The organism is Trinickia sp. HAY1-2D (assembly GCF_056754935.1).
This window is the reverse complement of record NZ_JBPGWX010000001.1, coordinates 665,094-686,748: the sequence shown is the minus strand read 5'-3', so window position 1 is coordinate 686,748 and position 21,655 is coordinate 665,094. Positions and strand designations below refer to the sequence as shown.

Annotated in this window: 20 protein-coding genes; 12 read left to right on the top strand and 8 right to left on the bottom strand. The window is 62.1% G+C overall.

Going from position 1 to position 21,655, the window contains the following annotated elements; translation table 11 throughout:
- Window positions 1–110 precede the first annotated feature (110 nt).
- Window positions 111–515 (bottom strand): nuclear transport factor 2 family protein, encoded by a 405-nt coding sequence (locus ACR9ZC_RS03040; protein ID WP_481579067.1) that lies wholly within the window; start codon window positions 513–515, stop codon window positions 111–113.
- A gap of 354 nt (window positions 516–869) precedes the next feature.
- Here ACR9ZC_RS03040 and ACR9ZC_RS03035 point away from each other — a divergent pair, with 354 nt between their 5' ends.
- The 3 genes from ACR9ZC_RS03035 to ACR9ZC_RS03025 are packed head-to-tail and all read left to right on the top strand — an operon-like array spanning window position 870 to window position 3,540.
- Entirely contained in the window at window positions 870–1,730 is an 861-nt protein-coding gene (locus ACR9ZC_RS03035) for an ABC transporter permease (RefSeq protein ID WP_481579066.1), read from the top strand.
- Between the two features lie 24 nt (window positions 1,731–1,754).
- Window positions 1,755–2,774 (top strand): taurine ABC transporter substrate-binding protein, encoded by a 1,020-nt coding sequence (locus ACR9ZC_RS03030; RefSeq protein WP_481579065.1) that lies wholly within the window; start codon window positions 1,755–1,757, stop codon window positions 2,772–2,774.
- Between the two features lie 28 nt (window positions 2,775–2,802).
- Window positions 2,803–3,540: an ABC transporter ATP-binding protein gene (locus tag ACR9ZC_RS03025; RefSeq protein WP_481579064.1), complete on the top strand. Its 738-nt coding sequence runs from the start codon at window positions 2,803–2,805 to the stop codon at window positions 3,538–3,540.
- 98 nt (window positions 3,541–3,638) lie between these two features.
- Here the strand turns inward: ACR9ZC_RS03025 and ACR9ZC_RS03020 are convergent, their stop codons facing one another.
- Window positions 3,639–4,451, bottom strand: coding sequence for an IclR family transcriptional regulator (locus ACR9ZC_RS03020; protein ID WP_481579063.1), 813 nt, complete (start codon window positions 4,449–4,451; stop codon window positions 3,639–3,641).
- A 308-nt stretch (window positions 4,452–4,759) separates the two neighbouring features.
- On the opposite strand from ACR9ZC_RS03020, the gene ACR9ZC_RS03015 reads away from it, so the two are divergent.
- The 6 genes from ACR9ZC_RS03015 (at window position 4,760) to ACR9ZC_RS02990 (ending at window position 12,800) form a co-directional block, all read left to right on the top strand.
- Complete coding sequence (locus tag ACR9ZC_RS03015) at window positions 4,760–4,894, top strand: hypothetical protein (protein ID WP_440563237.1); 135 nt, start codon at window positions 4,760–4,762, stop codon at window positions 4,892–4,894.
- Window positions 4,895–4,905: 11 nt separating this feature from the next.
- Window positions 4,906–6,321, top strand: coding sequence for an NAD(P)/FAD-dependent oxidoreductase (locus ACR9ZC_RS03010; protein ID WP_481579062.1), 1,416 nt, complete (start codon window positions 4,906–4,908; stop codon window positions 6,319–6,321).
- A 217-nt stretch (window positions 6,322–6,538) separates the two neighbouring features.
- Window positions 6,539–7,966, top strand: a complete 1,428-nt coding sequence (locus ACR9ZC_RS03005) for an amino acid permease (protein WP_331570016.1) — start codon at window positions 6,539–6,541, stop codon at window positions 7,964–7,966.
- Between the two features lie 137 nt (window positions 7,967–8,103).
- Window positions 8,104–11,064 carry a molybdopterin oxidoreductase family protein gene (locus ACR9ZC_RS03000; protein ID WP_481579061.1) on the top strand — a complete coding sequence of 987 codons (2,961 nt, stop codon included), beginning with the start codon at window positions 8,104–8,106 and terminating at the stop codon, window positions 11,062–11,064.
- Window positions 11,061–11,804 (top strand): 4Fe-4S dicluster domain-containing protein, encoded by a 744-nt coding sequence (locus ACR9ZC_RS02995; RefSeq protein WP_481579060.1) that lies wholly within the window; start codon window positions 11,061–11,063, stop codon window positions 11,802–11,804. The genes ACR9ZC_RS03000 and ACR9ZC_RS02995 overlap by 4 nt, the downstream gene beginning before the upstream one ends.
- A 45-nt stretch (window positions 11,805–11,849) precedes the next feature.
- Window positions 11,850–12,800: a dimethyl sulfoxide reductase anchor subunit family protein gene (locus tag ACR9ZC_RS02990; protein WP_481579059.1), complete on the top strand. Its 951-nt coding sequence runs from the start codon at window positions 11,850–11,852 to the stop codon at window positions 12,798–12,800.
- A 12-nt stretch (window positions 12,801–12,812) separates the two neighbouring features.
- On the opposite strand, the gene pdxR is transcribed toward ACR9ZC_RS02990, so the two are convergent.
- From pdxR to ACR9ZC_RS02960, 6 genes are all read right to left on the bottom strand, one after another.
- Window positions 12,813–14,345: a MocR-like pyridoxine biosynthesis transcription factor PdxR gene (gene pdxR, locus ACR9ZC_RS02985; protein WP_481579058.1), complete on the bottom strand. Its 1,533-nt coding sequence runs from the start codon at window positions 14,343–14,345 to the stop codon at window positions 12,813–12,815.
- A 390-nt stretch (window positions 14,346–14,735) separates the two neighbouring features.
- Window positions 14,736–16,403 carry a glycoside hydrolase family 28 protein gene (locus ACR9ZC_RS02980; protein WP_481579057.1) on the bottom strand — a complete coding sequence of 556 codons (1,668 nt, stop codon included), beginning with the start codon at window positions 16,401–16,403 and terminating at the stop codon, window positions 14,736–14,738.
- Between the two features lie 385 nt (window positions 16,404–16,788).
- On the bottom strand, window positions 16,789–17,130 hold the full coding sequence (locus tag ACR9ZC_RS02975) for a hypothetical protein (RefSeq protein ID WP_481579056.1): 342 nt from the start codon (window positions 17,128–17,130) through the stop codon (window positions 16,789–16,791).
- The gene (locus ACR9ZC_RS02970) at window positions 17,120–18,064 is read right to left on the bottom strand and encodes a CgnE/CgnB domain-containing protein (protein ID WP_481579055.1); all 945 of its coding nucleotides are present in this window, start codon (window positions 18,062–18,064) and stop codon (window positions 17,120–17,122) included. The genes ACR9ZC_RS02975 and ACR9ZC_RS02970 overlap by 11 nt, the downstream gene beginning before the upstream one ends.
- A complete protein-coding gene (locus ACR9ZC_RS02965) occupies window positions 18,049–18,306 on the bottom strand; it encodes a hypothetical protein (RefSeq protein WP_481579054.1) in 258 nt (85 codons plus the stop codon). Before ACR9ZC_RS02965 ends, ACR9ZC_RS02970 begins: the two co-directional genes overlap by 16 nt.
- 94 nt (window positions 18,307–18,400) lie before the next feature.
- Entirely contained in the window at window positions 18,401–18,574 is a 174-nt protein-coding gene (locus tag ACR9ZC_RS02960; protein WP_481579053.1) for a hypothetical protein, read from the bottom strand.
- Between the two features lie 15 nt (window positions 18,575–18,589).
- On the opposite strand from ACR9ZC_RS02960, the gene ACR9ZC_RS02955 reads away from it, so the two are divergent.
- The 3 genes from ACR9ZC_RS02955 to ACR9ZC_RS02945 all read left to right on the top strand — a co-directional run bounded on the left by ACR9ZC_RS02955 (window position 18,590) and on the right by ACR9ZC_RS02945 (window position 21,551).
- Window positions 18,590–18,883 carry a hypothetical protein gene (locus ACR9ZC_RS02955; RefSeq protein ID WP_481579052.1) on the top strand — a complete coding sequence of 98 codons (294 nt, stop codon included), beginning with the start codon at window positions 18,590–18,592 and terminating at the stop codon, window positions 18,881–18,883.
- 247 nt (window positions 18,884–19,130) lie between these two features.
- Entirely contained in the window at window positions 19,131–20,207 is a 1,077-nt protein-coding gene (locus tag ACR9ZC_RS02950) for a TIGR03118 family protein (RefSeq protein WP_481579051.1), read from the top strand.
- A 474-nt stretch (window positions 20,208–20,681) separates the two neighbouring features.
- Window positions 20,682–21,551 (top strand): fatty acid desaturase, encoded by an 870-nt coding sequence (locus tag ACR9ZC_RS02945; RefSeq protein WP_481579050.1) that lies wholly within the window; start codon window positions 20,682–20,684, stop codon window positions 21,549–21,551.
- Window positions 21,552–21,655: the final 104 nt, after the last annotated feature.

Below are 21,655 nucleotides of genomic sequence, written 5' to 3'. Positions count from 1 at the left end.
CGTTCCAGTGGGGTCAAGCCGTTCTGTCTGCCGACGACGAATTTGGAATGGAATGAAATGATTCGTTTCAAAAGGGCCCGCGATGCATGCGGCAACGCGCGCCCTGCGGCTCATGCGGGCTGCTTCGGGCGTTCTTTACGGAAGGCCCGTTTGACCGCGATCAGCCCATCGCGGAATTCGAACAAGTCGCACCCTTCGGCTTCGATGCGCCAGCCGTCCTTGTGCGTGCCGGTAAACACCCATTCGGACACGCCGCGCTCGCCGGCTATGTAATGCCGGCCGTGGCCCCAATGCGCATCGGGGAAAGCACTGAATACCGCTTCGAATGCGGCGCGCACGGCGTCGCGGCCGACGAAGCGGGCCCCGTGCACGTCGGGGCCTGCCGCGGCGTCGAAGACGCAGTCCTCGGTCATGAATCCCATCAGCGCGTCGGCGTCGTGGCGGTTAAAGGCGTCCGAAAACGCGGCGAGCGTGTCGGCCGTCACGGCGCAAGGGGCGAGAGGCGTCGCTGTCATGCATGTCTCCTGAACAATGAGCGGGCCGCGCCTCGCTGGAAGGCAAGCCGCGGCATGGTTTATTGACACGTTAATGGGCGCGCGGGGGGGCCGGTAGCGCCAGATTTCCAGTTTCGCTTGGGCCAGAGTAGAGCGATCATGGACAGGCGGCGCGCTCGTGCGCTGGACCCATCGGATCCCTTCGCCTGGCACTACCGGCGCGCTTATTGTTTGACAATGCTTGACTAAACGGGCGAGCGATCTCCTGTTTGGTCGTACGCGCATCGAGACGCCGATGCGCTTGCTGCAGCGAGGTTGCGTGCCGGATTGCTGCACGCGCCGTGGGCGCCCGATGTAGAACCGAAGGAGACGGCAGTGAGAGCGAGAGCACTACCCGAACACGGCAAGACGATCAAACGGCCCGCCGGGCCGCCGCGCGAGCCGCGCATCAAGCTTCGCCTCGCTCATGCGAGCATGAAATCGTATGGACTGACGGCCGTCGTGCTGGCGATAGCGGTCCTGCTGTGGCAGGTAGTGTCGATGGCGGGTGTGTTTCCCGCCTTCGCCCTGCCTTCGCCGGTGGCGGTCTGGCGCGCTTTCGTCGACATCGTGCGCGACGGTTACGGCGGGCAGTCGCTCGTCGGCGACATTTTGATCAGTTGCTTTCGCATCGTCATCGGTTTCGTCGGCGCGGTAGCGATCGGCGTGCCCGTGGGCCTCTTGATGTCGCGCAACAAGATCGTGAACGACATCATCGATCCGTTGCTGCAATTCGTGCGGCCCGTGCCGCCGCTCGCCTACATCCCGCTGCTCGTCGTCTGGTTCGGCATCGGCGAGTTGCCGAAGGCCATTCTGATCCTCGTCGGCACGATTCCCGTCATCATCATCGGCACCATGTCCGGCGTCAAAAGCACGCCGCCGCTGCGCATCGCGGTCGCGCGCACGCTCGGGGCGACCAACGCGCAAATCTTCCGAAGAATCGTGCTGCCTTCGGCGTTGCCGGAGATCTTCACGGCCATGCGCGTCGGGATCGGCGTCGCCTGGACCTGCCTCGTCGCGGCCGAACTGATCGCCGCCAGCAGTGGCTTGGGCTGGCTCGTGCAGTTCGCGGGGCAAGCGTTGCAAGTCAGTGTGGTCATTGTCGGCATCGTCATCATCGGGCTGATCGGCTACGCCATGGAATTGGTCATACGCAAAGCCGAGAACTGGGTCGTGCCTTGGCGCGGGCATGACTGATTCCACTCATCGAGGAGACGAAACATGAAAACGAAACACGGGATGGGAGCGGTTGCCGCGGTGTTGCTGGCCGCCGGTAATTCGGCGGGCGGCATGGCGTACGCGCAGAGCAAGCCCGAGGTCATCATCGGCTATGAAGACAACGGCGCCGATCCGTACATGGTGTCGATGGCCGAGCATTTGTTCGAACGGCACATGAACGCCGACGTGCAGTACAAGCTCTTCAGTTCCGGCCCGGCGGCCATGAGCGCGCTGGCGTCCAACAGCTTGACGTTCATGTGCGGCCTCGGCGTTCCGCCGCTCGTGACGGCGATCGCGCAAGGCTTGCCGATGACGATCGTCTATAACCAGGAGCGCTACACCAACGCGGCCGGCATCGTCGTCAAGCCCGAAAGCGGGATTCGCGATGTGGCGGGCCTGCAGGGCAAGAAAATCGCGATCGTTGCCGGCTCGCAAGCGTCGTTCGAATTGGCGACGTTTCTCGCCCAAGCGCACGTGCCGTATGCGGCCGTGACGCAAATCAACATGGCGCCGCCGCAAATGCGCACGTCCTGGGTGACGGGGGCGATCGATGCGGCCATTGTTTGGGACCCGGTATTCAGCGCGCTGCGCGCGGCGGGCGGTAAGGCGATCAAGACCGACGGCGATCTACCGCGCGAGGCGTCGAGCTACAACGTGTGCGTCGCGAACGCCGATTGGGCCAAGGCCCATCCCGAGTTGACGGCCGGCTTCGTCGCGGCGCTCGACGAAGGCTATCAAGTGACGCAGGCACATCGCGATCGCGCGCTGGCGGAGATGGCGCGGCAAACGGGTGTGACGGTCCCGGTGGCACAAAGCGAATTGGCCGGCTATGAGCTTTTTTCCGGCGCGGATCAGACCACGGCAAAGGTGATGGGCTCCGGCCCGGGTGTGAAGACATCGGCCACCTACCAAACCTTGGTCAACACCGCGAAGGTGCTCAACACGATCGGCCGCATTCAGTCGGTACCGGCCAGTTTCGATGCGAACGTTGCACCGCAGTATTCGCAATCGCTTGCCCATTGAGCGCGTCGCAGCGCCGTAGGAGACGGATTTGAACATCGTCATCGATTCGCTATATAAGACGTTTGGCGCAACTTCGGCGCTCGAGAACATCAATCTGCAGTTCCAAGGCGGCGAATTCGTCACCGTGCTCGGCGCATCGGGCTGCGGCAAGACCACCTTGCTGCACCTGCTCGCCGGGCTCACGTCTCCTTCGCGCGGCAACATCTATATCGACGGCGAGGCCAAGAGCGCGCCCGGGGCTGATCGCGTCGTCGTCTTCCAGCAGGCCGGGTTGCTGCCCTGGCTGAGCGTGGAGGAGAACATCGAGTTCGGTCTTTCACTGCACGGCGTGCCGAAGGTGAAACGGCGGCAGGCGTCGGCCGAGATCCTGCGCACGATCGGCCTCGAAGCGTTCGGGCACGCCAAGACCTACGAGCTATCGGGCGGTATGCAGCAGCGCGTGGCGATCGCGCGTGCGCTCGTGATGAAGCCCAAGGTCTTGCTGATGGATGAGCCCTTCGGCGCGTTGGACGCGCAAACGCGCACGGCCATGCAACGGTTCCTGACCGAGCTATGGGAGCAATTGCATTGCACGATCGTGTTCATCACGCACGACATCGACGAAGCGGTCTTTCTCGGCACGCGCCTCGTGGTGTTGTCGTCGCGGCCGGGGCGCGTCGCGCTCGATGTGCCGATCGAGTTGGATCGGCCTCGCACGCCGCAAACCGCGTTCGAGCCGCATTTTCTAGCGCTCAAAAAGCGGGCGATGGACATCCTGGCGCATTGATCCGCATTGACCCGCAACGCGGGGAAGAAGGGCGCGGACTGCACGCCGAGGCGAGCCACGCGCTGTCTGCGCGTGCGCCCGCGCCGGCATGGGCGCTGTTAAACGCGGCTCGCGTGGAGCAGCGGCGCGAGCCCGCTGGCAGCTTCTTTCATCTGCGGCACGGCTCTGAGTAGATCGTCGAGCGTCGCGCGCGCGGTCGGCGCGTGAACGGCCAGCGACGCCAGCACATGGCCGTCGTCCGCGTCTTTCACGGGCACCGCGACTGCCACCATGCCGCGCACGAACTCCTCGTTGTCGATGCCGACGCCGCGCGGGCCGAGGCGGTCGAGTTCGGCGGCGAGTGTTTTCGGGTCGGTGAGCGTGCGGTGCGTCATCTTCTTGAGCGTCATGCGCGCGAGCATGGCGTTTCGCTCGAGCAGTGTCATTTGCGAAAGAAACAGCTTGCCGCTCGCCGTGCAATGCAACGGCACGCGCATGCCGGGGCGCATTTCGAGCCGTAGCGGTTCGGTGGTCTCGACGCGCTCGACGTACAGCACCGCGTCGTTATCGAGCGCAGTCAGATTGCAGGTCTCGCCGAGCACCTCGACGAGCGCACGCAGCACCGAGCGGCAGCCACGCGTGAAGGTGTTGTTCGATAGGGTGGCCAACGCGAACTGCGCCGAGCGCGGACCGAGCGCGATCGCGCGATCGTGGCCGCGTGAATCGGGCATATGCATGACGTAGCCGCGCGATTCCAAGGCCTCGATCATCCGCAGCAGCGTGGCCTTCGGGATGCGCAGCCGCGCGGACAGCTGCGACAGCGTATAGGGCTGTCCCGCGGCCGCTAGCGCTTCGAGCACGGCAAGCGCGCGCAGCACGCGCGCTTCGTCGGCTGGTGTGGCGTCGGGTGATGTAGAGGCGGTGTCGGACATACGTATCGGTTCGTCGCGGACGACGAGATAAATGAACCGTTTTGTACCACTTCATAGCGTGCGGCATGAAATTGCGGCTGCCTATGCTGGTTTATGCCGATACGGCACGCGGCTCGTTCGACGTGACGACGATCGCATGCGTCGGCTTGCCGACAGGGCATAGCGTCCGGGCTCGGTGCCCTGGTCCAAGCGAATCTGCGCCACTGGTTCTACCTGCGCGAAATTGACCTACCTACACTTTCCTCGACGGATCGCCGCATCGAAAGCGTTGCGCCCGAACGAGTGGAAAGAACGACCAGGAGATAGAGATGGGCAACAGGCATTGCGCAAGGCTCGAGGGCGCGGCAAGCGTGGCCGGCGCGAGCGGTCATGAAGGCGGCCCGAGCACGGCGGCCGCGCACGCCAAGCAGGCCGCTGCGCGCGTCGCACCGGTTAATCATTAGGAGTCCTCATTATGGAATACAGCTCAGTCGAGCGGGCGGCGAGCGGCTTTGCGCCGGACCCGGCGACCGACCGGCGCTACGATCCGAAGTACGATCCGCTCGTCTCTCCGGGGCCCGGGCACGGCAAGGACTACGCGCCGACGTACTGGGTCGCGACCGCCGGCACGCCGCCGGCCGACGATGGCCCGATCGTCAAGGACATCGACGTCGATGTCGCGATCATCGGTGGCGGCTATACCGGGCTGGCGACGGCTTTGTGCCTGGCGCGCGAGCATGGCATCAAGGCGGTCGTGCTCGAAGCCAATCGCACGAGCTGGGGCTGCAGCAGCCGCAACGGCGGACAGGCGCAAAACGCATCGGGTCGCCTGTCGCGCTCGCAGTGGATCGAGCGCTGGGGCAAGGACGTCGCGCTCAAGATGCATGAAGAGATCCTCGAAGGCTTCGAGCACTTCAAGTCGTTTGTTGCCGAGATCGATTGCGATCCGCAACCGGGCGGGCACTTTCTCATCGCGCATCGTCCCCGCATGATGGAAAAGCTCGCCGCCGAAGCGAAGGTTTGGAAGGACGTGTTCGGTTACCCGTCTGAATTACTGAGCGCGCAAACCTTCCGCCGGGAATTCATCGACGATCACGAGGCGGCCGGCGCACTGCACGAGCCCGAGGGGATCGGCATTCACGCGCTCAAGCTCGCCTTCGGGTACCTGCGACTTGCGCGAGCGGCGGGCGCGCGCGTGCATACGAGCAGCCCCGTGACCGGTTGGGAGACGATTGGCGGCGTGCATCATCTGCATACGCCGGGCGGCGTGGTGCGCGCCCGCTCGGTGGGCATTGCAACGGGCGCGTATACGGCCCAGACGTTGCACCCGGCGCTGCGCAGCAAGGTGATGCCGATTCTGTCGAATTCGATGGTCACGCGCGTGCTGACCGACGCCGAAATCGCCGCGTGCAACTTTCGCACGACGCAGGTGCTGACCGATACGCGCACGCTGCGGTTCTATTACCGCTTTCTGCCCGATCGGCGCTTGCAAATCGGCAGTCGAAGCGCGATCACGGGCGAGGACGCGCCGAACCCGCGCCATCTGGATCTGCTCAAGGAAGGCATGGCGCGCAAGTTTCCGGCATTGAGCGGCGTGGATATCGACTATTCGTGGTGGGGCTGGGTAGACGTGAGCCATGACATGATGCCGCGCGTGTGCCAGCCCGATCCGAAGCAGTCGGTCTACTATGCGCTGGGCTACGGCGGCAACGGCGTGTCGTATTCGCAGCAAGCCGGACGAAGGCTGGCCGAGCGCATCGCGGGCAAGAGCGCGGACCAGACGCTGCCGATTTTCACGAGCCCGCTGCCGGGCCACCCGTTCGCGCCGTTCCGCAGAATCGGCCAACGCATGCTCTATTTTCAATACTTCAGGCGCGACGAGCGGCCGTGAGCCACGCGCGGCGATCGCCGCGATCGCCGTCATGCACGCCCGGCCGGTGGCAGGCCGGGCCTCGCATCGCCCGTTACAACAGCGATAAAGCCCGTCCATGCGGCGGGGAGCGCGCACGCCTTTGCGTGCGCGTTCGAAGTCGCTCGCCATTGCTCAGGCAATTGCTAATTGGCAGTTTCGCCTCGACAGCGGTTATATCACTAGATATGGAGAAGACATGCAACCCTCGATGGATAACAGCACACTGAAATGCGGGCTCAAGCAGCGTCACATGACGATGATTGCGCTTGGCGGCGTGATTGGGGCAGGGCTCTTCGTGGGCAGCGGGGTCGTCATTCAGCAAACGGGCCCCGCCGCCATTCTGTCGTTTCTGATCACGGGTGTGCTCGTCGTGCTCGTGATGCGCATGCTCGGCGAGATGGCTTGCGCCATGCCCGCCGTCGGGTCCTTCTACGAATATGCGCGGCTCGCATTCGCGAACCGGCGGGGGCCGGGCAGGCTCGCCGGTTTTTTGACCGGGTGGATGTACTGGTACTTCTGGGTCATCGTGGTTGCGCTCGAGGCGGTGGCGGGCGCGAAGCTCGTGCAATTCTGGCTGCCCGACACGCCCGCATGGCTCATCAGCCTCGTCCTGCTCGTGGTGCTCACGGCGACGAACCTGATTTCGGTCGGCAGCTATGGTGAGTTCGAGTTTTGGTTCTCGTCGATCAAAGTCGGGGCGATCATCGTTTTCCTGTTTCTCGGCGGCCTCTATGTGCTGGGTTTGTGGCCGGCGTCGTTGCACACGAGCGCCGTGCTGCCGACGTTGCTCGGTCATGGCGGCTTCATGCCGCTCGGCATCGGGCCGGTATTGAGCGGCGCGGTGGCGGCCACGGGTTTCTACTTCGGTGCGGAGATCGTGACCATCGCTGCGGCTGAGGCGCACGAGCCGGCGCGGGCGGTGGCCAAGGCCACCAACTCGGTGATCACGCGCGTGCTGGTGTTCTACGTGGGTTCGGTCGCGCTCGTCGTCGCGCTGGTGCCGTGGAATTCGGCGCGCATGGCAACGCCTTATGTCAGCGCGTTGCAGGTGATGGGATTGCCCGCCGCGGCGCACGTCATGAATGCGATCGTGCTGACCGCCGTGCTCTCGGCGCTCAACTCGGGGCTCTATGCCGCATCGCGCATGCTGTTTGCTTTGACGCGCAACGGCGACGCGCCGAGTTCGCTCGCGAAGGTCAATCGGCGCGGCGTGCCGGTGCGCGCGATTTTGCTGGGCACGCTGTTCGGGTACGTTTCGGTCGTCATGTCATACGTTTCGCCCGATACCGTGTTCGCATTTCTCGTCGATTCGTACGGGACCGTTGCAATCTTCGTCTACGTGTTGATCGCGTTTTCCCAACTGCGCTTGCGCAGCCGGCTCGATCGCGCGCAAGCGGACCGCCTTCGCGTGAAGATGTGGGGCTTCCCGTATCTCACCTGGCTCTCGATCGCCGGCATGATCGGCATCCTGGTTGCGATGGCGTTCATACCCGATCAGCGTAAGCCGCTCTGGCTCGGCGTCGCGAGCCTGGGGATGCTGCTGCTCGCCTATGCCCTGTTTGTGCGGCGGCGCCGCGAGCGTGCGGTCGACGAGCACGAGTTGGCTTCCTATCCTCCCCGCTGAATTATCGCTGCGGCCGATAGTTTCGATCATCGAATACAACTTTTAGCCGGCCGCGGACGCACCTACCATAGCCCTATCCCACTGCGGGCGCTGCTTCGTCGAGGCCGCGCGCTGCCTTGCGCAAACGAGAGAGCACGATGGACCATCACGCGCGTACGCAAAACGAGAAGCTCGAGTTCAAGACGACGACGTGCTACATGTGCGCCTGCCGTTGCGGCATTCGCGTGCATCTGCGCGACGGCGAAGTGCGTTACATCGACGGCAACCCCGAGCACCCGCTCAACCAGGGCGTGATTTGCGCGAAGGGCGCCTCGGGCATCATGAAGCAGTATTCGCCCGCGCGGCTCACGCAGCCATTGATGCGCAAGGCGGGCGCCGAGCGGGGCGAGGCCCGGTTCGAGACGGTCTCGTGGGAGGTCGCGTTCGACGTGCTGGAGAAACGTCTTTCGCATTTGCGCGCGACCGACCCGAAGCAGTTCGCGCTCTTCACGGGCCGCGACCAGATGCAAGCGCTCACGGGCCTCTTCGCCAAGCAGTTCGGCACGCCCAATTACGCGGCCCATGGCGGCTTTTGTTCGGCCAACATGGCGGCCGGCATGATCTACACGATGGGCGGTTCGTTCTGGGAGTTCGGCGGCCCGGATTTGGATCACGCCAAGCTCTTCTTCATGATCGGCACCGCCGAAGATCATCATTCGAATCCATTGAAGATCGCGTTGTCCAAGTTCAAGCGGGCAGGGGGGCGCTTCATTGCCATCAACCCCGTGCGCACCGGGTACGCGGCGATTGCAGACGAATGGGTCCCAATTCGGCCCGGCACCGATGGCGCGTTGTTCATGGCATTGATCCGCGAATTGATCGAACACGATGGCTACGATCGTGCGTTCGTCGAGCGGTTTTCGAATGCAGCCGAGCTCGTCGATTTGCGCGAGGACCGCGATACCTTCGGGCTGTTCGTGCGCGATCCAAGCGCGCCCGAAGTGAATGCGCTCTATCCCCAGAATCATCTATGGTGGGATACGCGCACCGATCGCGCCGTGTTGCATCACACGGACGGCGCGCAGCCCGCGCTCGAGGGCCGTTATGTGCTCGAGGACGATACGCCCGTCGCGCCGTCGTTCGCATTGCTGCGAGAGCAGGTTGCCCACTGCACTCCGCAATGGGCGGAGCGAATCACGGGCATCGCTGCCGAGACGATCACGCGTATCGCGCGCGAAATGGCGACGGTCGCGCGCGAGCAGCGCATCGTGTTGCCGGTGCAGTGGACCGATTCGTGGGGCAAGACGCACGATACGGTGGAGGGCGCACCGGTTGCGTTTCATGCCATGCGTGGCTTGGCGGCGCATTCGAACGGATTTCAAACGATCCGCGCGATGGCCGTATTGATGTCGTTGCTCGGCACGATCGACCGGCCGGGCGGCTTTCGGCACAAGTCGCCGTATCCGCGTGCGGCGCCGCCTTCGGCGAAACCGCCCAACGATCCTGCCTCGATCAAGCCCAATACGCCGCTGGCCGCCGGTCCGCTCGGCTGGCCCGCTTCGCCCGCGGATCTGTTCATACATGAGGACGGTTCGCCCGCGCGCATCGACAAAGCATTTTCATGGGAGTACCCGCTGGCGGTGCACGGCCTCATGCATTCGGTGATCACGAACGCTTGGCGCGGCGATCCCTATCCGATCGACACGCTGCTGATCTTCATGGCGAACATGGCATGGAATTCGTCGATGAATCCCGGCCAAGTGCGCAACATGCTCGTCGATAAGCGCGAGGACGGCCAATACAAGATCCCGTTTCTCGTGGTGTGCGATGCGTTTCAGTCGGAGATGACAGCGTTTGCCGATTTGATTCTGCCCGACACGACTTATCTCGAGCGGCACGATGTGATGTCGATGCTCGACCGTCCGATCTCGGAATTCGACGGGCCCGTCGATTCGGTGCGGGTGCCGGTCGTGCCGCCGACCGGCGAATGTAAGCCGTTCCAGGAAGTGCTGATCGAAGTCGCGAGCCGCTTGAAACTCCCCGCGTTCACGACGCCGGAAGGCACGCGCAAGTTCCGCGACTATCCGGACTTCATCGTCAATTTCCAGACGGCGCCCAATTCCGGCACGGGTTTTCTGATCGGCTGGCGCGGCAAGGATGGCGACAAGGCGGTGGTCGGCGAACCGAACCCGAAGCAGTGGGAACAGTACGCGAGCAACAACTGCGTGTATCACCACAGGTTGCCCGAATCGCTGCAGTACATGCGCAATTGCAACGGTCCGTATATGCAATGGGCCGTCGATAACGGCATGCGCAAGTTCGGTTTGCCGATCGTCATTCAACTCTATTCGGAAGTGATGCAGACGTTTCGCCTCGCGGCGCAGGGCAAGACGAGCGGGCGGCAGCCGCCCGATCATCTGCGCGAGCGGATCGTCCGTCATTTCGATCCGCTGCCGTTCTGGTACCCGCCGCTCGAAATGGATGTAACCGATCTGAACCGGTATCCGCTCGCGGCAATCACGCAGCGGCCGATGGCGATGTATCACTCATGGGATTCGCAGAATGCGTGGCTGCGACAGATTCATGGCGAAAACCACTTATTCGTCAATCCCGCGACGGCCGCCGCAGCCGGGATCGACGACGACGGTTGGATCTACGTCGAATCGCCGTGGGGCAAAGTGCGTTGCCGCGCGCGCTATAGCGAGGCCGTGGAACCCGGCACCGTCTGGACCTGGAATGCGATCGGCAAGGCGGCCGGCGCATGGAATCTCGGGCCTGGCGCGGGGGAATCTCAACGCGGCTTTTTGCTGAACCACGTGATCACCGACGAGTTGCCGAGCGATATGCAAGCCGGGGAGCGGATCTCGAATTCCGATCCCATCACCGGGCAGGCGGGTTGGTACGACGTGCGCGTGCGCATTTATCGCGCCGAAGCCGATGCCGCGACGACACTGCCGCAATTCGAGCCGATGCAGCCGTTGCCCGGTTCGACGAACGTGTTGCAGCGCATGCAGGCGTATTTCGCCGGCAAGGGTGAGTTCGCGGCGAGACTGCGCCGCAAGGTGGCAACCGGCGTGTCGCCGAGCGAAGCGGTGCAGCGAGAAGGAGATCGATCATGACGCAGATGGCGCTTGTCATCGACCTTAACGTTTGCGTGGGTTGCCACGCATGCGTGACGAGTTGCGAGGAGTGGAACACGTCTGGCGAGGCGGGCAGTCTTGCCGATGTTCACCCGTATGAGGACGATCCGTCCGGGACCTTCTTCAATCGCGTGCAGACGTATGAAGCGGGCGTGTTCCCGATGACCGACACGATCCACTTCCCGAAATCGTGCCTGCATTGCGAGGATCCGCCGTGTGTGCCCGTCTGCCCGACGGGTGCGAGCTACAAGCGCAAGTCCGACGGCATCGTGCTGGTCGACTACGACAAGTGCATCGGCTGCAAGTACTGTGCATGGGCTTGCCCGTATGGCGCGCGCGAGCTCGACGAAGGTCGCAAGGAGATGACCAAATGCACGTTGTGCGCGGACCGCATCGACAACGAAGCACTGCCGGAGCGCGATCGCAAGCCTGCGTGCGTCCTGGCCTGCCCGACTTCGGCGCGCTTGTTCGGGGATATCCACGATCCGCAGTCGGAGGTCTCGCGCGCGATCAGCGAGCGCGGCGGCTATCAACTCATGCCGGAATGGGATACGAAGCCCTCGAACCATTACTTGCCGCGCGTCACCACCGCATCTTCTTGCGGTTGCGGCAGCGATAGCGCTTGCGGCGGCGCGGCGTCCGGCGCGCAACCGGCATCGCTCGAAGCGAAACTCGAACGCGGTGAAATCGCGCTTGCCGCACTGGCCGTGCGGCGTTGACGTTCACGCATTCGTTCAATTCAAACAGCACCGACGGAGAGCCCCATGCGGCCCGCTTTTTCAGTCATTTTCCTCACGACGCTTTGCGGTGCGGCGCAAGGCCTGCTGCTCACACTCGTCGCGCTCGAAGCCACCGCACGCTTTGCAGCAGGCGTGGCCGTGCCTTCGGCGTTCTATGTCGTTGGCGCTGCGCTCGCGGTCGTGCTGGGCGCCCTCGGCCTGCTCGCATCGTTTTTTCACCTGGGCCACCCCGAGCGAGCCTGGCGCGCGATCGCCATGTGGCGCACGTCGTGGCTCTCGCGCGAATGCATCGCACTGCCGGCGTTTTTGTCGCTCACGACCGCGTATGGACTCGCGCATTGGCTTGGATGGGACGATACGCTTGCAATCGGTTTGATCGCCGCCGCGGCGGCGATCGTCCTGTTCGTGTGCACCGCGATGATCTATGCCTGCTTGCGCTTTCTGCAGGAATGGGCGAGTCCGCTCACGCTCGTGAACTTCACCCTGCTCGGCTGCGCTTCCGGCTGCACGCTCGCAACGGCATATGCGGCGTGGCTCGCACCGGCGCTCGTCGTCATGCTCGCGCCATGCGCATGCGTGTTGACGCTCGCTGGTTGCGCGAGCCGCTTGGCCTCGCTCATGCGTAACGCGCGCCTGAAGCCGAAATCGACCGTGCAGAGCGCAACCGGTATCCGCCACGGCAAAGTCGAGCAGAAGTCGCGCGGCTTCACTGCGAGCGCATTCAATACGCGCGAGTTCTTTCATGGGCAGAACGCCGGCACGCTGCGCGCGATCAAGGCGGGGTTCATGACGGCTGCGTTCGCCGCGCCGTTCGTGCTGACCGGCGTGGGCGCGCTCGCGCCGAGAGCGAGCGCGGCGGCGCTCGTGCTAGGCGCCGCGTTCGTCATTCAGTATGTGGGGCTCATCGCCGAGCGCTGGTTCTTCTTCGCCGATGCGGCGCATCCGCAGAACATCTACTATCAGCGCGCGTCGTAAAACTGGCCCCGGCTACACGGTGGGCCGCTGCGTGCGCACGCATTGCGCGAGCGCCCGTACGCCGGGCTCGATCCGATCCAGCGCAATCGCCGAGAATCCCATGCGGAAGTAGCGCCGCGCGTCCTGATCGTCGTTCATGAAGAAGACGTTGCCCGGCTCGATCAGCACGCCGACGGCTTGCGCATCGGCAGCCAGCCGTTCGGCATCGAGCCATTGCGGCCCTTCCACCCACGACGATGCGCCGCCCGTAATGGGTACGTAGCGCGCTTCCGGTATGTGCGCATCGAGCGCGGCCATCAGCGCTTGCGAGCGCTCTCGATACGCATGCGCGAGCCGCCGCAGCAGCGCATCGTGATGACCGAGGGCGAGAAACGTCGCGAACGCGCGTTGAACATAGCCGACCGGATGCCGCACCATCAAACGCCGCAACGCACGCAGCTCGCGAATCAGCTCGCGCGGACCGACGACATAGCCCAGCCGCAAACCGGGGGCGAAGGTCTTGGAAAGGCTGCCGACGTAGATCACGCGATCGGCGGTATCGAGGCTCTTTAGCGCCGGGTGCGGCGTGCCCGAGAACGTGTTCTCGCTCTCGTAGTCGTCTTCGACGATGACGAAGTCATGCTGCTGCGCCAACTCGAGCAGGGCGCGCCGTCGTTCGATCGGCATCGTCGCGGTCGTGGGGCATTGATGGCTGGGCGTGACATAGAGGTAGTCACAGCGGGCAAGCGAGGCGGCGAGCGCATCGGGCGCGATGCCGTGACCGTCCACGCGCAGTGGCAGGAGCTGCGCGTTGCGGTTTTCGAAGATGTTGCGCGCATCGGGATAACCGGGGTTCTCGAAACCGACGGTCGTCTCTTCGCCGCAGAGCAAATCGGCCACCAGGTACAAGGCCTGCTGGCAGCCGTTCGTGATGATGATTTCTTCGGGCGCTGCGAATACGCCGCGCCGCGGCAGCACGCGCGTGCGGATTTGCTGGATCAGCGATTCGTCGTCGCGCTCGATCAAATCGGGCGCCCAATTGCGGATCTCCATGATCGACAGCGCTTTCATGCAGCACTCGCGCCAATCGTTGGTCGGAAATAGCGACTGGTCGAATTGTCCGTAGATGAACGGAAATTCGTAATGCTGCCAATTCGCCGGTTTGACGATATTGCGTTGCGCCGAAGGTGGATGCGCGATGCGTTGCCGCCAAACGGGACGGCCGGCCGCTTCGCCGTCGGCTGCGCCCGATGCGGCAGGCGCTCTCGCGTCGAAGCGCGGCAGGCTGCGCAGCATTTCAGGATTGACGAAGTGTCCGCTGCGCTCGCGCGAGATCAAATAGCCTTCTTCGACGAGCATCTGGTATGCGAGCACGACGGTGTTGCGTGCGACGCCCAACTGATCGGCGAGTTCGCGGCTCGACGGCAGGGCTACGTTGGGTGCGAGTTGGCCGTCGAGGATCGCGGCGACGAGCATTTGCCGGATTTGATCCTGCAGGCTCTGCTTCGATCCCGACGAGCGCTGAAACTGCTGGGCCCATAACGCGGTCGGGGTGCGGCTCGGCATGCTCTCTCCTAGGGCGTTCCGGATGTCGAGCGGCGCGCGAGGCGTGCTCAGCGGCGCGGCTTCACGGGGGCATCCGAATTGGCGGTGTGCGCATCGTGATGATTGTTCGAATCATACTGAACTCGGGTGCGCGTCGGCGATCGGGAGAAACATCCTTGGCAAATGGCGCCGAGCAACAAGTGCAACACCTGACCCAGCGCGCACTGCATCTGTTCCGGCCCGAGTGGATAGCCCAGCAGCCTCGGGCCGCTCAGCAATGCAATCACCAGACATTTCATTCACGCCTCCCCCCGGTAGGGATGTGAGGCCTCGATGCAATGCTGACTGATGACGTAACCGGGTCATTGGAAGAGACCGGCCGACGAGTAGCCGGCCGGGCGAAACGTGAAATCAGATCGGCGAATCAGGCAGCACCGACTTCAATGGAACGAATGCACCGCTGCAATCGACAGGCGCTGCGTCGCCGGGCGAGCCCGATACGGAAACGTCGGCAGCTGTCGATGTCACGATCGAGTTGGCAAAGCTGACCGGGCCCGGTCCCAGCGTGAAATGGGTATAGGCCGGCAATACGGACGGGCCGCCGTTATGTCCTGTCGCAAGAGCCGGTTGCGTACCATCGAACACCACGTTGTCGAGCGTGATCTCCAGCGGCTTCACGACGCCGTTGGTGGCATACCCCGAAAAGGTCACCTGGCTGCTCTCCGAAGCGCTGCCCAGATCGCGGAACCCCTTGATGACGATGCCGGTGAAGCTCGGATACAGGGAGCCCTTGGCCGAACTGTAGTACGGGTCGAACACGAGCGGTTGGCGAACATTGCGCATGCATACCTGCTCATAACGAACATTGCTCACCATGCCGCCGCGCGAGGAATCCGACTTGATGCGCAGGCCGTTTCCGTTGGGGCTGTCGTAGCCGTCCATCGTCAAGTCCGTGACGGCGACGTTACTGACGCCCGAGTTCGTCTCGCTGCCGATCGACATGCCGTGCCCATAATAAAAATGATTGTGGGCGAAGGTCAGATTATTGCTGGCCGGTGCCTTGCTCGCCTTGACTGCAACGTCATCGTCGCCCGTACTGATGTAGGAGTAGGCGAGCACGACATTGCTCGATTGACCGGGATCGAAACCGTCGGTGTTCTTGACGGTGTCGGGCGTAAAGCAAGTCGCGGGCGTGTGCGCATCGGGCGTCGTGCCGCTCGGGCACGCGTAACGCGCTTTCGTGTATTCAAGGCTCGGCGAGAGAATCTTGATGCCCCAAGCAGTGACACCGGCGACGCTATCGAGTACCACGTGAAAGTTCGGCGAGTTTTCGAGCGTGATGTCGTGCAGCGTGAAGGCCGACCCCTTCGAAACCTGCACGAGCCGAGGGTTCTGCTGATTGAGGCCCATCGTCTTGTTCTGATACGCGACGTCCCACCAACTGCGCTTGCCCGCGTTCGGACCGCTGGTCAGCAGGCTACCGCCGCGGCCATCGATCACGCCCTTGCCGACGATCCCGCTACCTGCCGTGTCGCTCGCGAGTATCAACGGATTACACGACTTGGTTTTGGAAGCCGTTGCCGTACCGCACGTTCCCACGCCGTTGTCATAGTTGGCCGGGTTGCGCGAAGCGAAGAGCGTGACACCTTGGTCGATCCACAGTGTCACACCGGACTTGAGCCGGAGCGGGCCGCTGAGAAAGCCCGACTCGCCGGAGTAGCCCGCCGTCAACTTAACAGCTTGGCCGGCCGGACAAGCATCGATCGCCGCCTGGATGCGGGCGGCATCCGGTTGAGAATTGGCGGGGTCGGCGTCGAGCGTGTCGATGGACCCGCCGACGGGCGTCAGTTTTGCCTGCAACGGCGCTCCGCAGACCGTTGCGGGCAATGCTGGTTCGCTGACGGCGCCCCATTGGGTCGCGACGGCCGGCTCCGACCCAGTCGGCGACGGGTAGGTGACGGGCGTCGACGCATCGGACGACGTTTTGTGGTGTTTCTTGGAAGTGTGCGCGTAGCACGAAAAGGCGGTAACGAGCGCCGCAATGCCGATAACGGCGTGTGATGCACGAGTGGCGTTCAAGTTGTTTCCTGGGCTGTCAGAGGATCTGTGTGTTCAAGGCAAAACTCAATGCTCGAATTGAACCGCGCTTCGCGAAGCGATTGGTTTGTCCATACCTCGATATTGCGCGAGCGTCCGGCGACCGGGCACTTCGATTCACTAGGCAGGCAAACGTTTGCTCGAATGCTCACAGGAAGAGCATCGTCTCTGTGCGTCCGACTCTACGTTTTGCGTGGCCTCGAATGGTTCGAGCGGGACGAAAAATTGCCGCCGATGGCGAACTATATGTCGCGCGGCCACTGGAAATAACCACTGCAACGTGCGCTCTATAAATCGCCGTCGCTCACCGTGGTGCAAAGAGCCCAAGCTGCACATCGCAGACTTGCTGGACGTTCGGTATTTCGTGCTACCGCTCGGATTCCGGCCGCCCGTTGTTCAGCGAGTCACCTTGAACCTCCAGCCAGCCCAACCCAACTGCTTGTTCAACCAGTTTGACCACGGGGAGGAATGCTTCGCTTGCTGAACACTTGACCGTGCCGGCCAAGATATCGGCCAGGTCTCCCAGCGTACGAGGCCGATCCAGCGCCTGGAAAAGGATGCAAGCCGACTTGTTGATATGCGCCGCGGTCAGCGTCCGATCGTCGACGAGAAGCGCCGCGCCGTCGGCCTCCTCCCGCAAATGAATCGAGCTGGCCCTCCGAATCGTCGCGCCGGACATCTGACCGGCCCCGTGCTCGTCATATGCCATCGAGTCGAGCCTCCGTAGCGATGAAGTCGAAATGAGCACCGTTCAAGCCGTTCCCGACGCCTATATGGATGCCGGTGGCCCCTTCGTTGAGCACGCTGTTGAGACTCCACTCCACTCGGCCCAACGGCAGTGCTCCGGTGCCAATGGCTACCTCCGTCAACGCGTACTGGTATTGTGGCCCGCTCAGCGCGTGAATTGCCTCAGCCCATTCGCCAAAGCCATCGACGACCCTGTTGTCTTCAATGACCACCTGAAACGGGCAAGCTCTGCGAAGTTTTGCCGCAAGCGCCTCCGCCGCCCCGAACGACGATGCACTTTCGCGCCGCATCTCGCGGTGCTTGGCGACCAGTACCGAATCGACGCGCACTACGCCCGAGACGGCCATCGACGTGTCGATGCCGCCCGCCATGTCGGCGGGAGACATTCCCACCTCGAAGTAGTTGCCGAGGGTCGAGTGCTCATCGTGGAGCAGTGCCACACGCGTGCGTCCCACGGAATGCAGCGTATCCGGCAACCTGATTTTCAATGCGGTATCCGGCCCCGTCATCGTAATTTCCTCGCGCGCCATGAGCAGCCGCGTGATCACCCGGCGGTTCATGGCCACCGACTGCGAAACGTCGACTTCGGAAAACATCTCCATCGAGTATTTCGCCGTTTCCAGATCGGACGTGAAGGACGCAAGCGGCAACCACAAAACGCTCGTCGCCGACCACTTGTCGCGCAATACCTGGCGTGACGGCACGCGGTTCCAATCGAGCGGGACGGCCAGTGCCCGCTTCGGCACGTCGGCATCGCCCGCGGCGATCTCATCGAACGTCGCGGCCGGGACATGGCGGGCCGCCAGCCACTCAGCCAAGCGCCAATCGTCAGTCACAACAGCCGCCCGCTCGCCTGCAAAGATCGATTTCAGGTTTCTGCTCAGCCCATCGCGCATGTCCCACCTCGCTCGCCGGATTCGTCCTCGATGTCATTCAAGCCCACATCGAGGCACGGGCATGACGCCACATCGCCCACGTTGGCTTTGACGATCGTCGCACGTTTGCGCTGAACATCCGTCCCGATTGCTTGCGGCGACGAGGCCAGACGAGATGAGTTGGCATCGGGCAACTGCAATGCGCGCCCATACATTTCGCCGTCGGTCGCGTAGCCTTCGGCAATCCATATGCGTCTAGACATTCCGGGCCTTTTTGTTAAGACTTTAAAAATGAAGGAGACTGGTGCCCGTTGCAAAAGGGCACCAGAAAACAAACGACCTTCAGACGTCCAAAATTCAGATCGCGTTATAGATGATCGCAAAGATCGGCTTGTTGCTGACAGTCGAGAGGCTCAAGTCCGTCGTACCCTGGGAATCGTCAAGCGAGCCGAGCAGGGTGATGGACGGAACTTCGAAAGTACCTGCCGATTCTTGAGAAAGTTCCTGCCGATCCATGATGCAACCGTTCATATTTAGTTCTCCTAAATGGATTATGGCGAGTATCGCACGGCGGCGAGAAATTACGTCCCGCACATCGTGCGTTTTGACTATGCCACGCATGATCAGCTTCGGCAAGGTCGGCTTGGCATGCCGAATTTCGAGAAAAATTACTCCCGTCCCGGGCCATCGAGGATAGAAAAATCCCAAATAGCGGGCGCAAGACTTGCTAAGTCGATGATTTATAACGAATTCAATAAATATAAAATGACAAAAACCGTGTGCGGGATGCAAGGAATTTATCCTTTCCCAATTCGTCAGGAAATCCTGAATTTGATGTAATCAATATACCGAGATCATATTTATTATCGAAATAATCGGGAGAAAACGATTTCAATCGCACGCAAAAATGTTTTAATCCAACTCGGAAATCAGGGAGCCTGGCAGGTGAGGGCGAGCAGAGCTTCGCTCTGTCTTGCTCCGCCAATGCCGAGCGCAACGGCGCCAACCACGCACCGAAGGAATAAACGCGAGGGCGGATTCGTTTAAAGACATCTCGGACACACGCGCGATCAGCAGGAGCGCCATCATGAAACACGTCCATACGGCGGGGATCGTCGCATTCGGGGCGGCGATAGTAGCTGGCCTCGTAGCATGCGGAGGCGGTTCATCGCACGTTCATCATTTCCACGTGACCGCGCTCGTCTCCGACGGAAACATTCCGGCTGCCCACATCGACGCCAATCTGAAAAATCCATGGGGTATCGCCTTCAATCCAAAAGGTTTTGTCTGGGTAGCGGATAACGGCACGCAGAAGGCGACACTCTATGACGGTAACGGCGTGCCGCAATCGCTTGTCGTGTCGATCCCAGCGGGGTCGAGCGGCGATGCCAATCCGACTGGCATCGTGTTCAACGGCACGGCGGGATTCGTGGTGAGCCAGAATGGAAAAACCGGGCCAGCAGTTTTCATCTTCGCGGGAGAGGGCGGCACCCTTACCGCATGGTCGCCCACCGTCAACCCGACGGCGGCCGTGACGGTATTCGATAGCGGCGGCAGCGCGGTCTACAAGGGACTTGCGATGGCGAGCAGCAACGGCGCCACCTTCCTCTTCGCGGCCGATTTCCACAACAACAAGATCGATGTATTCGACGATACGTTCACGAAAGTTGCGCTTCCGGGCGCGTTTCAGGACTCGACGCTACCCGCCGGTTTCGCGCCTTTCGGCATTCAGGCTATCGACTCGAAAATATTCGTCGCCTATGCGATGCAGGATGGGGCCAAGCATGACGATGTGCCTGGAGCTGGCCTGGGCGTGATCGACGTATTTAGTACTTCCGGACAGTTCATTCAGCGTTTCGCGACCGGTGGTCCGCTGAATGCGCCGTGGGGCATGGCGCTCTCGCCCCGCGACTTCGGCCCGTTCAATAATGCTCTTTTGATCGGAAACTTCGGCGATGGAACGATCCACGCCTTCGACCCCAACACAGGTATGTTGATCGGGACCTTGCGGCATGCAGACGGTACAGCGATTGTCGAACCGGGGCTGTGGGGTATGGCATTCGGCAACGGGCTCAACGATCAGCCGACCAACACTTTATTTTTCGCTGCCGGCCCGAATGACGAAGCGGATGGGGTGTATGGCCGCATCGATATTGGCAGATAGGGTCAAAAATCCGCGACCCAGGCGCCTTGATTACGATCGCTACGACCAAAACCGGCGTCTGCTTTTTATCGCTCACCTCGGGTGATGGAGAGGTGAGCGTTTTCGACGTGGGTTCACCCTTTGTAGGAAAGACATGGATTTCATTGCATATCCGAGTTCGTCTTGACGGTAGTCGCTTCGGCTCCCAGCCTCGTTCCATAGCCACGAACGATATTCTGCGACTCACGAGAATGAACGGCGCCGGAGGATGCGATGACACAAGACGATGGGCGGAGCGACGAGCTCGCCGGCCGTGGTTCCGCTGAACGTCGCTCAACCGGCAATACGCCCATCTACTTCGATGACATCCAGCGCAACATGCTTCACGCGCTCCGTAGATCATGGACATGGCGAACCGAGTGGCCAACTTGGCTCCTTATCGGAGTTATCTATAGCGCATGGTTCGGCACCGCGCTCCATGCACGCAGATTGGGTTTGCCTGCCACCGTTTCGCTGCTTTCGGTCATCAGCGCGTGGTACCTGTCCCTGCAGCACGAGTTGATTCATGGGCATCCCACCCGCATTGCCTGGATCAACGGGCTACTTGGCTTTGCGCCGCTCGCAGTTTGGTTTCCCTATGCCACGTATCGACGCTCGCATCTCGCACATCACGCAGCGTCGGAATTAACCGATCCGAAACGCGACCCGGAAACCCTTTTCGTAACCGCAAGCGATTGGCAGCAGGCCAATAAGCTCCTGCGGATGCTGCTTGCCTTTCGCACGACCTTCGTGGGTCACGTTCTGATCGGGCCGGCTTTTGGCATCGTATCGAGTGCGCGAGACAGCTGGCACAGAATCGCCAACGGCGATTTTGGCGAGGCATCGATATGGATCGTCCATCTGCTCATGCTCGCCAAGCTCGTTGCTTGGCTCAAAACGGCTTGTGGCATTCCCGCGCTACAGTTTATCGGGGGCGTCGGCTACCCCGCCTTGTGCATTGCATCGATCCGTTCGTTCCGGGAGCATCGCTATCATCCCGATCCGGCTTGTAGAACCGTCATCAATCTCGCGGCGTTGCCGTGGCGATTGCTGTTCCTCAACAACAATTTTCATGCGGTTCATCACCACGTTCCAGGGGTCCCGTGGTACGGACTGGGCATCGTCTATCTCAGGTGTTCGGAAGACTATCAGCGACACACCGGCGGATATGTGGTGTACGGCTATCGGCAATGGCTCTGGAAGTTTGCGTTCAAGCGTCGAAGCCCCTTGATTCACCCGTCGGCACGATGCGAATCAGCCACCGCTCCGCTACCTCATGGCGAACGTCAAACTGAGGTAGAAAGGCTTTCGACCCAAGCGGCGTGACAGTGTGAAATTGCGCGAACTGATCCTGGCGGCTGTCTCGCAACATGGTCAGCAACTGGCCATGTCCCTGTTTCGCGAATCCGATGGTCGCAGATTTAAGCGGC

What these genes read in the sequence shown, in the direction of transcription:
- ACR9ZC_RS03040 (WP_481579067.1), bottom strand. Translation starts at nt 515, where the DNA reads ATGACAGCGACGCCTCTCGCCCCTTGCGCCGTGACGGCCGACACGCTC.
- ACR9ZC_RS03030 (WP_481579065.1), top strand. Translation starts at nt 1,755, where the DNA reads ATGAAAACGAAACACGGGATGGGAGCGGTTGCCGCGGTGTTGCTGGCC.
- ACR9ZC_RS03020 (WP_481579063.1), bottom strand. Translation starts at nt 4,451, where the DNA reads ATGTCCGACACCGCCTCTACATCACCCGACGCCACACCAGCCGACGAA.
- ACR9ZC_RS03015 (WP_440563237.1), top strand. Translation starts at nt 4,760, where the DNA reads ATGGGCAACAGGCATTGCGCAAGGCTCGAGGGCGCGGCAAGCGTGGCC.
- ACR9ZC_RS03010 (WP_481579062.1), top strand. Translation starts at nt 4,906, where the DNA reads ATGGAATACAGCTCAGTCGAGCGGGCGGCGAGCGGCTTTGCGCCGGAC.
- ACR9ZC_RS03005 (WP_331570016.1), top strand. Translation starts at nt 6,539, where the DNA reads ATGCAACCCTCGATGGATAACAGCACACTGAAATGCGGGCTCAAGCAG.
- ACR9ZC_RS03000 (WP_481579061.1), top strand. Translation starts at nt 8,104, where the DNA reads ATGGACCATCACGCGCGTACGCAAAACGAGAAGCTCGAGTTCAAGACG.
- ACR9ZC_RS02995 (WP_481579060.1), top strand. Translation starts at nt 11,061, where the DNA reads ATGACGCAGATGGCGCTTGTCATCGACCTTAACGTTTGCGTGGGTTGC.
- ACR9ZC_RS02990 (WP_481579059.1), top strand. Translation starts at nt 11,850, where the DNA reads ATGCGGCCCGCTTTTTCAGTCATTTTCCTCACGACGCTTTGCGGTGCG.
- pdxR (WP_481579058.1), bottom strand. Translation starts at nt 14,345, where the DNA reads ATGCCGAGCCGCACCCCGACCGCGTTATGGGCCCAGCAGTTTCAGCGC.
- ACR9ZC_RS02975 (WP_481579056.1), bottom strand. Translation starts at nt 17,130, where the DNA reads ATGGCATATGACGAGCACGGGGCCGGTCAGATGTCCGGCGCGACGATT.
- ACR9ZC_RS02970 (WP_481579055.1), bottom strand. Translation starts at nt 18,064, where the DNA reads ATGCGCGATGGGCTGAGCAGAAACCTGAAATCGATCTTTGCAGGCGAG.
- ACR9ZC_RS02965 (WP_481579054.1), bottom strand. Translation starts at nt 18,306, where the DNA reads ATGTCTAGACGCATATGGATTGCCGAAGGCTACGCGACCGACGGCGAA.
- ACR9ZC_RS02960 (WP_481579053.1), bottom strand. Translation starts at nt 18,574, where the DNA reads ATGAACGGTTGCATCATGGATCGGCAGGAACTTTCTCAAGAATCGGCA.
- ACR9ZC_RS02955 (WP_481579052.1), top strand. Translation starts at nt 18,590, where the DNA reads ATGGATTATGGCGAGTATCGCACGGCGGCGAGAAATTACGTCCCGCAC.
- ACR9ZC_RS02950 (WP_481579051.1), top strand. Translation starts at nt 19,131, where the DNA reads ATGAAACACGTCCATACGGCGGGGATCGTCGCATTCGGGGCGGCGATA.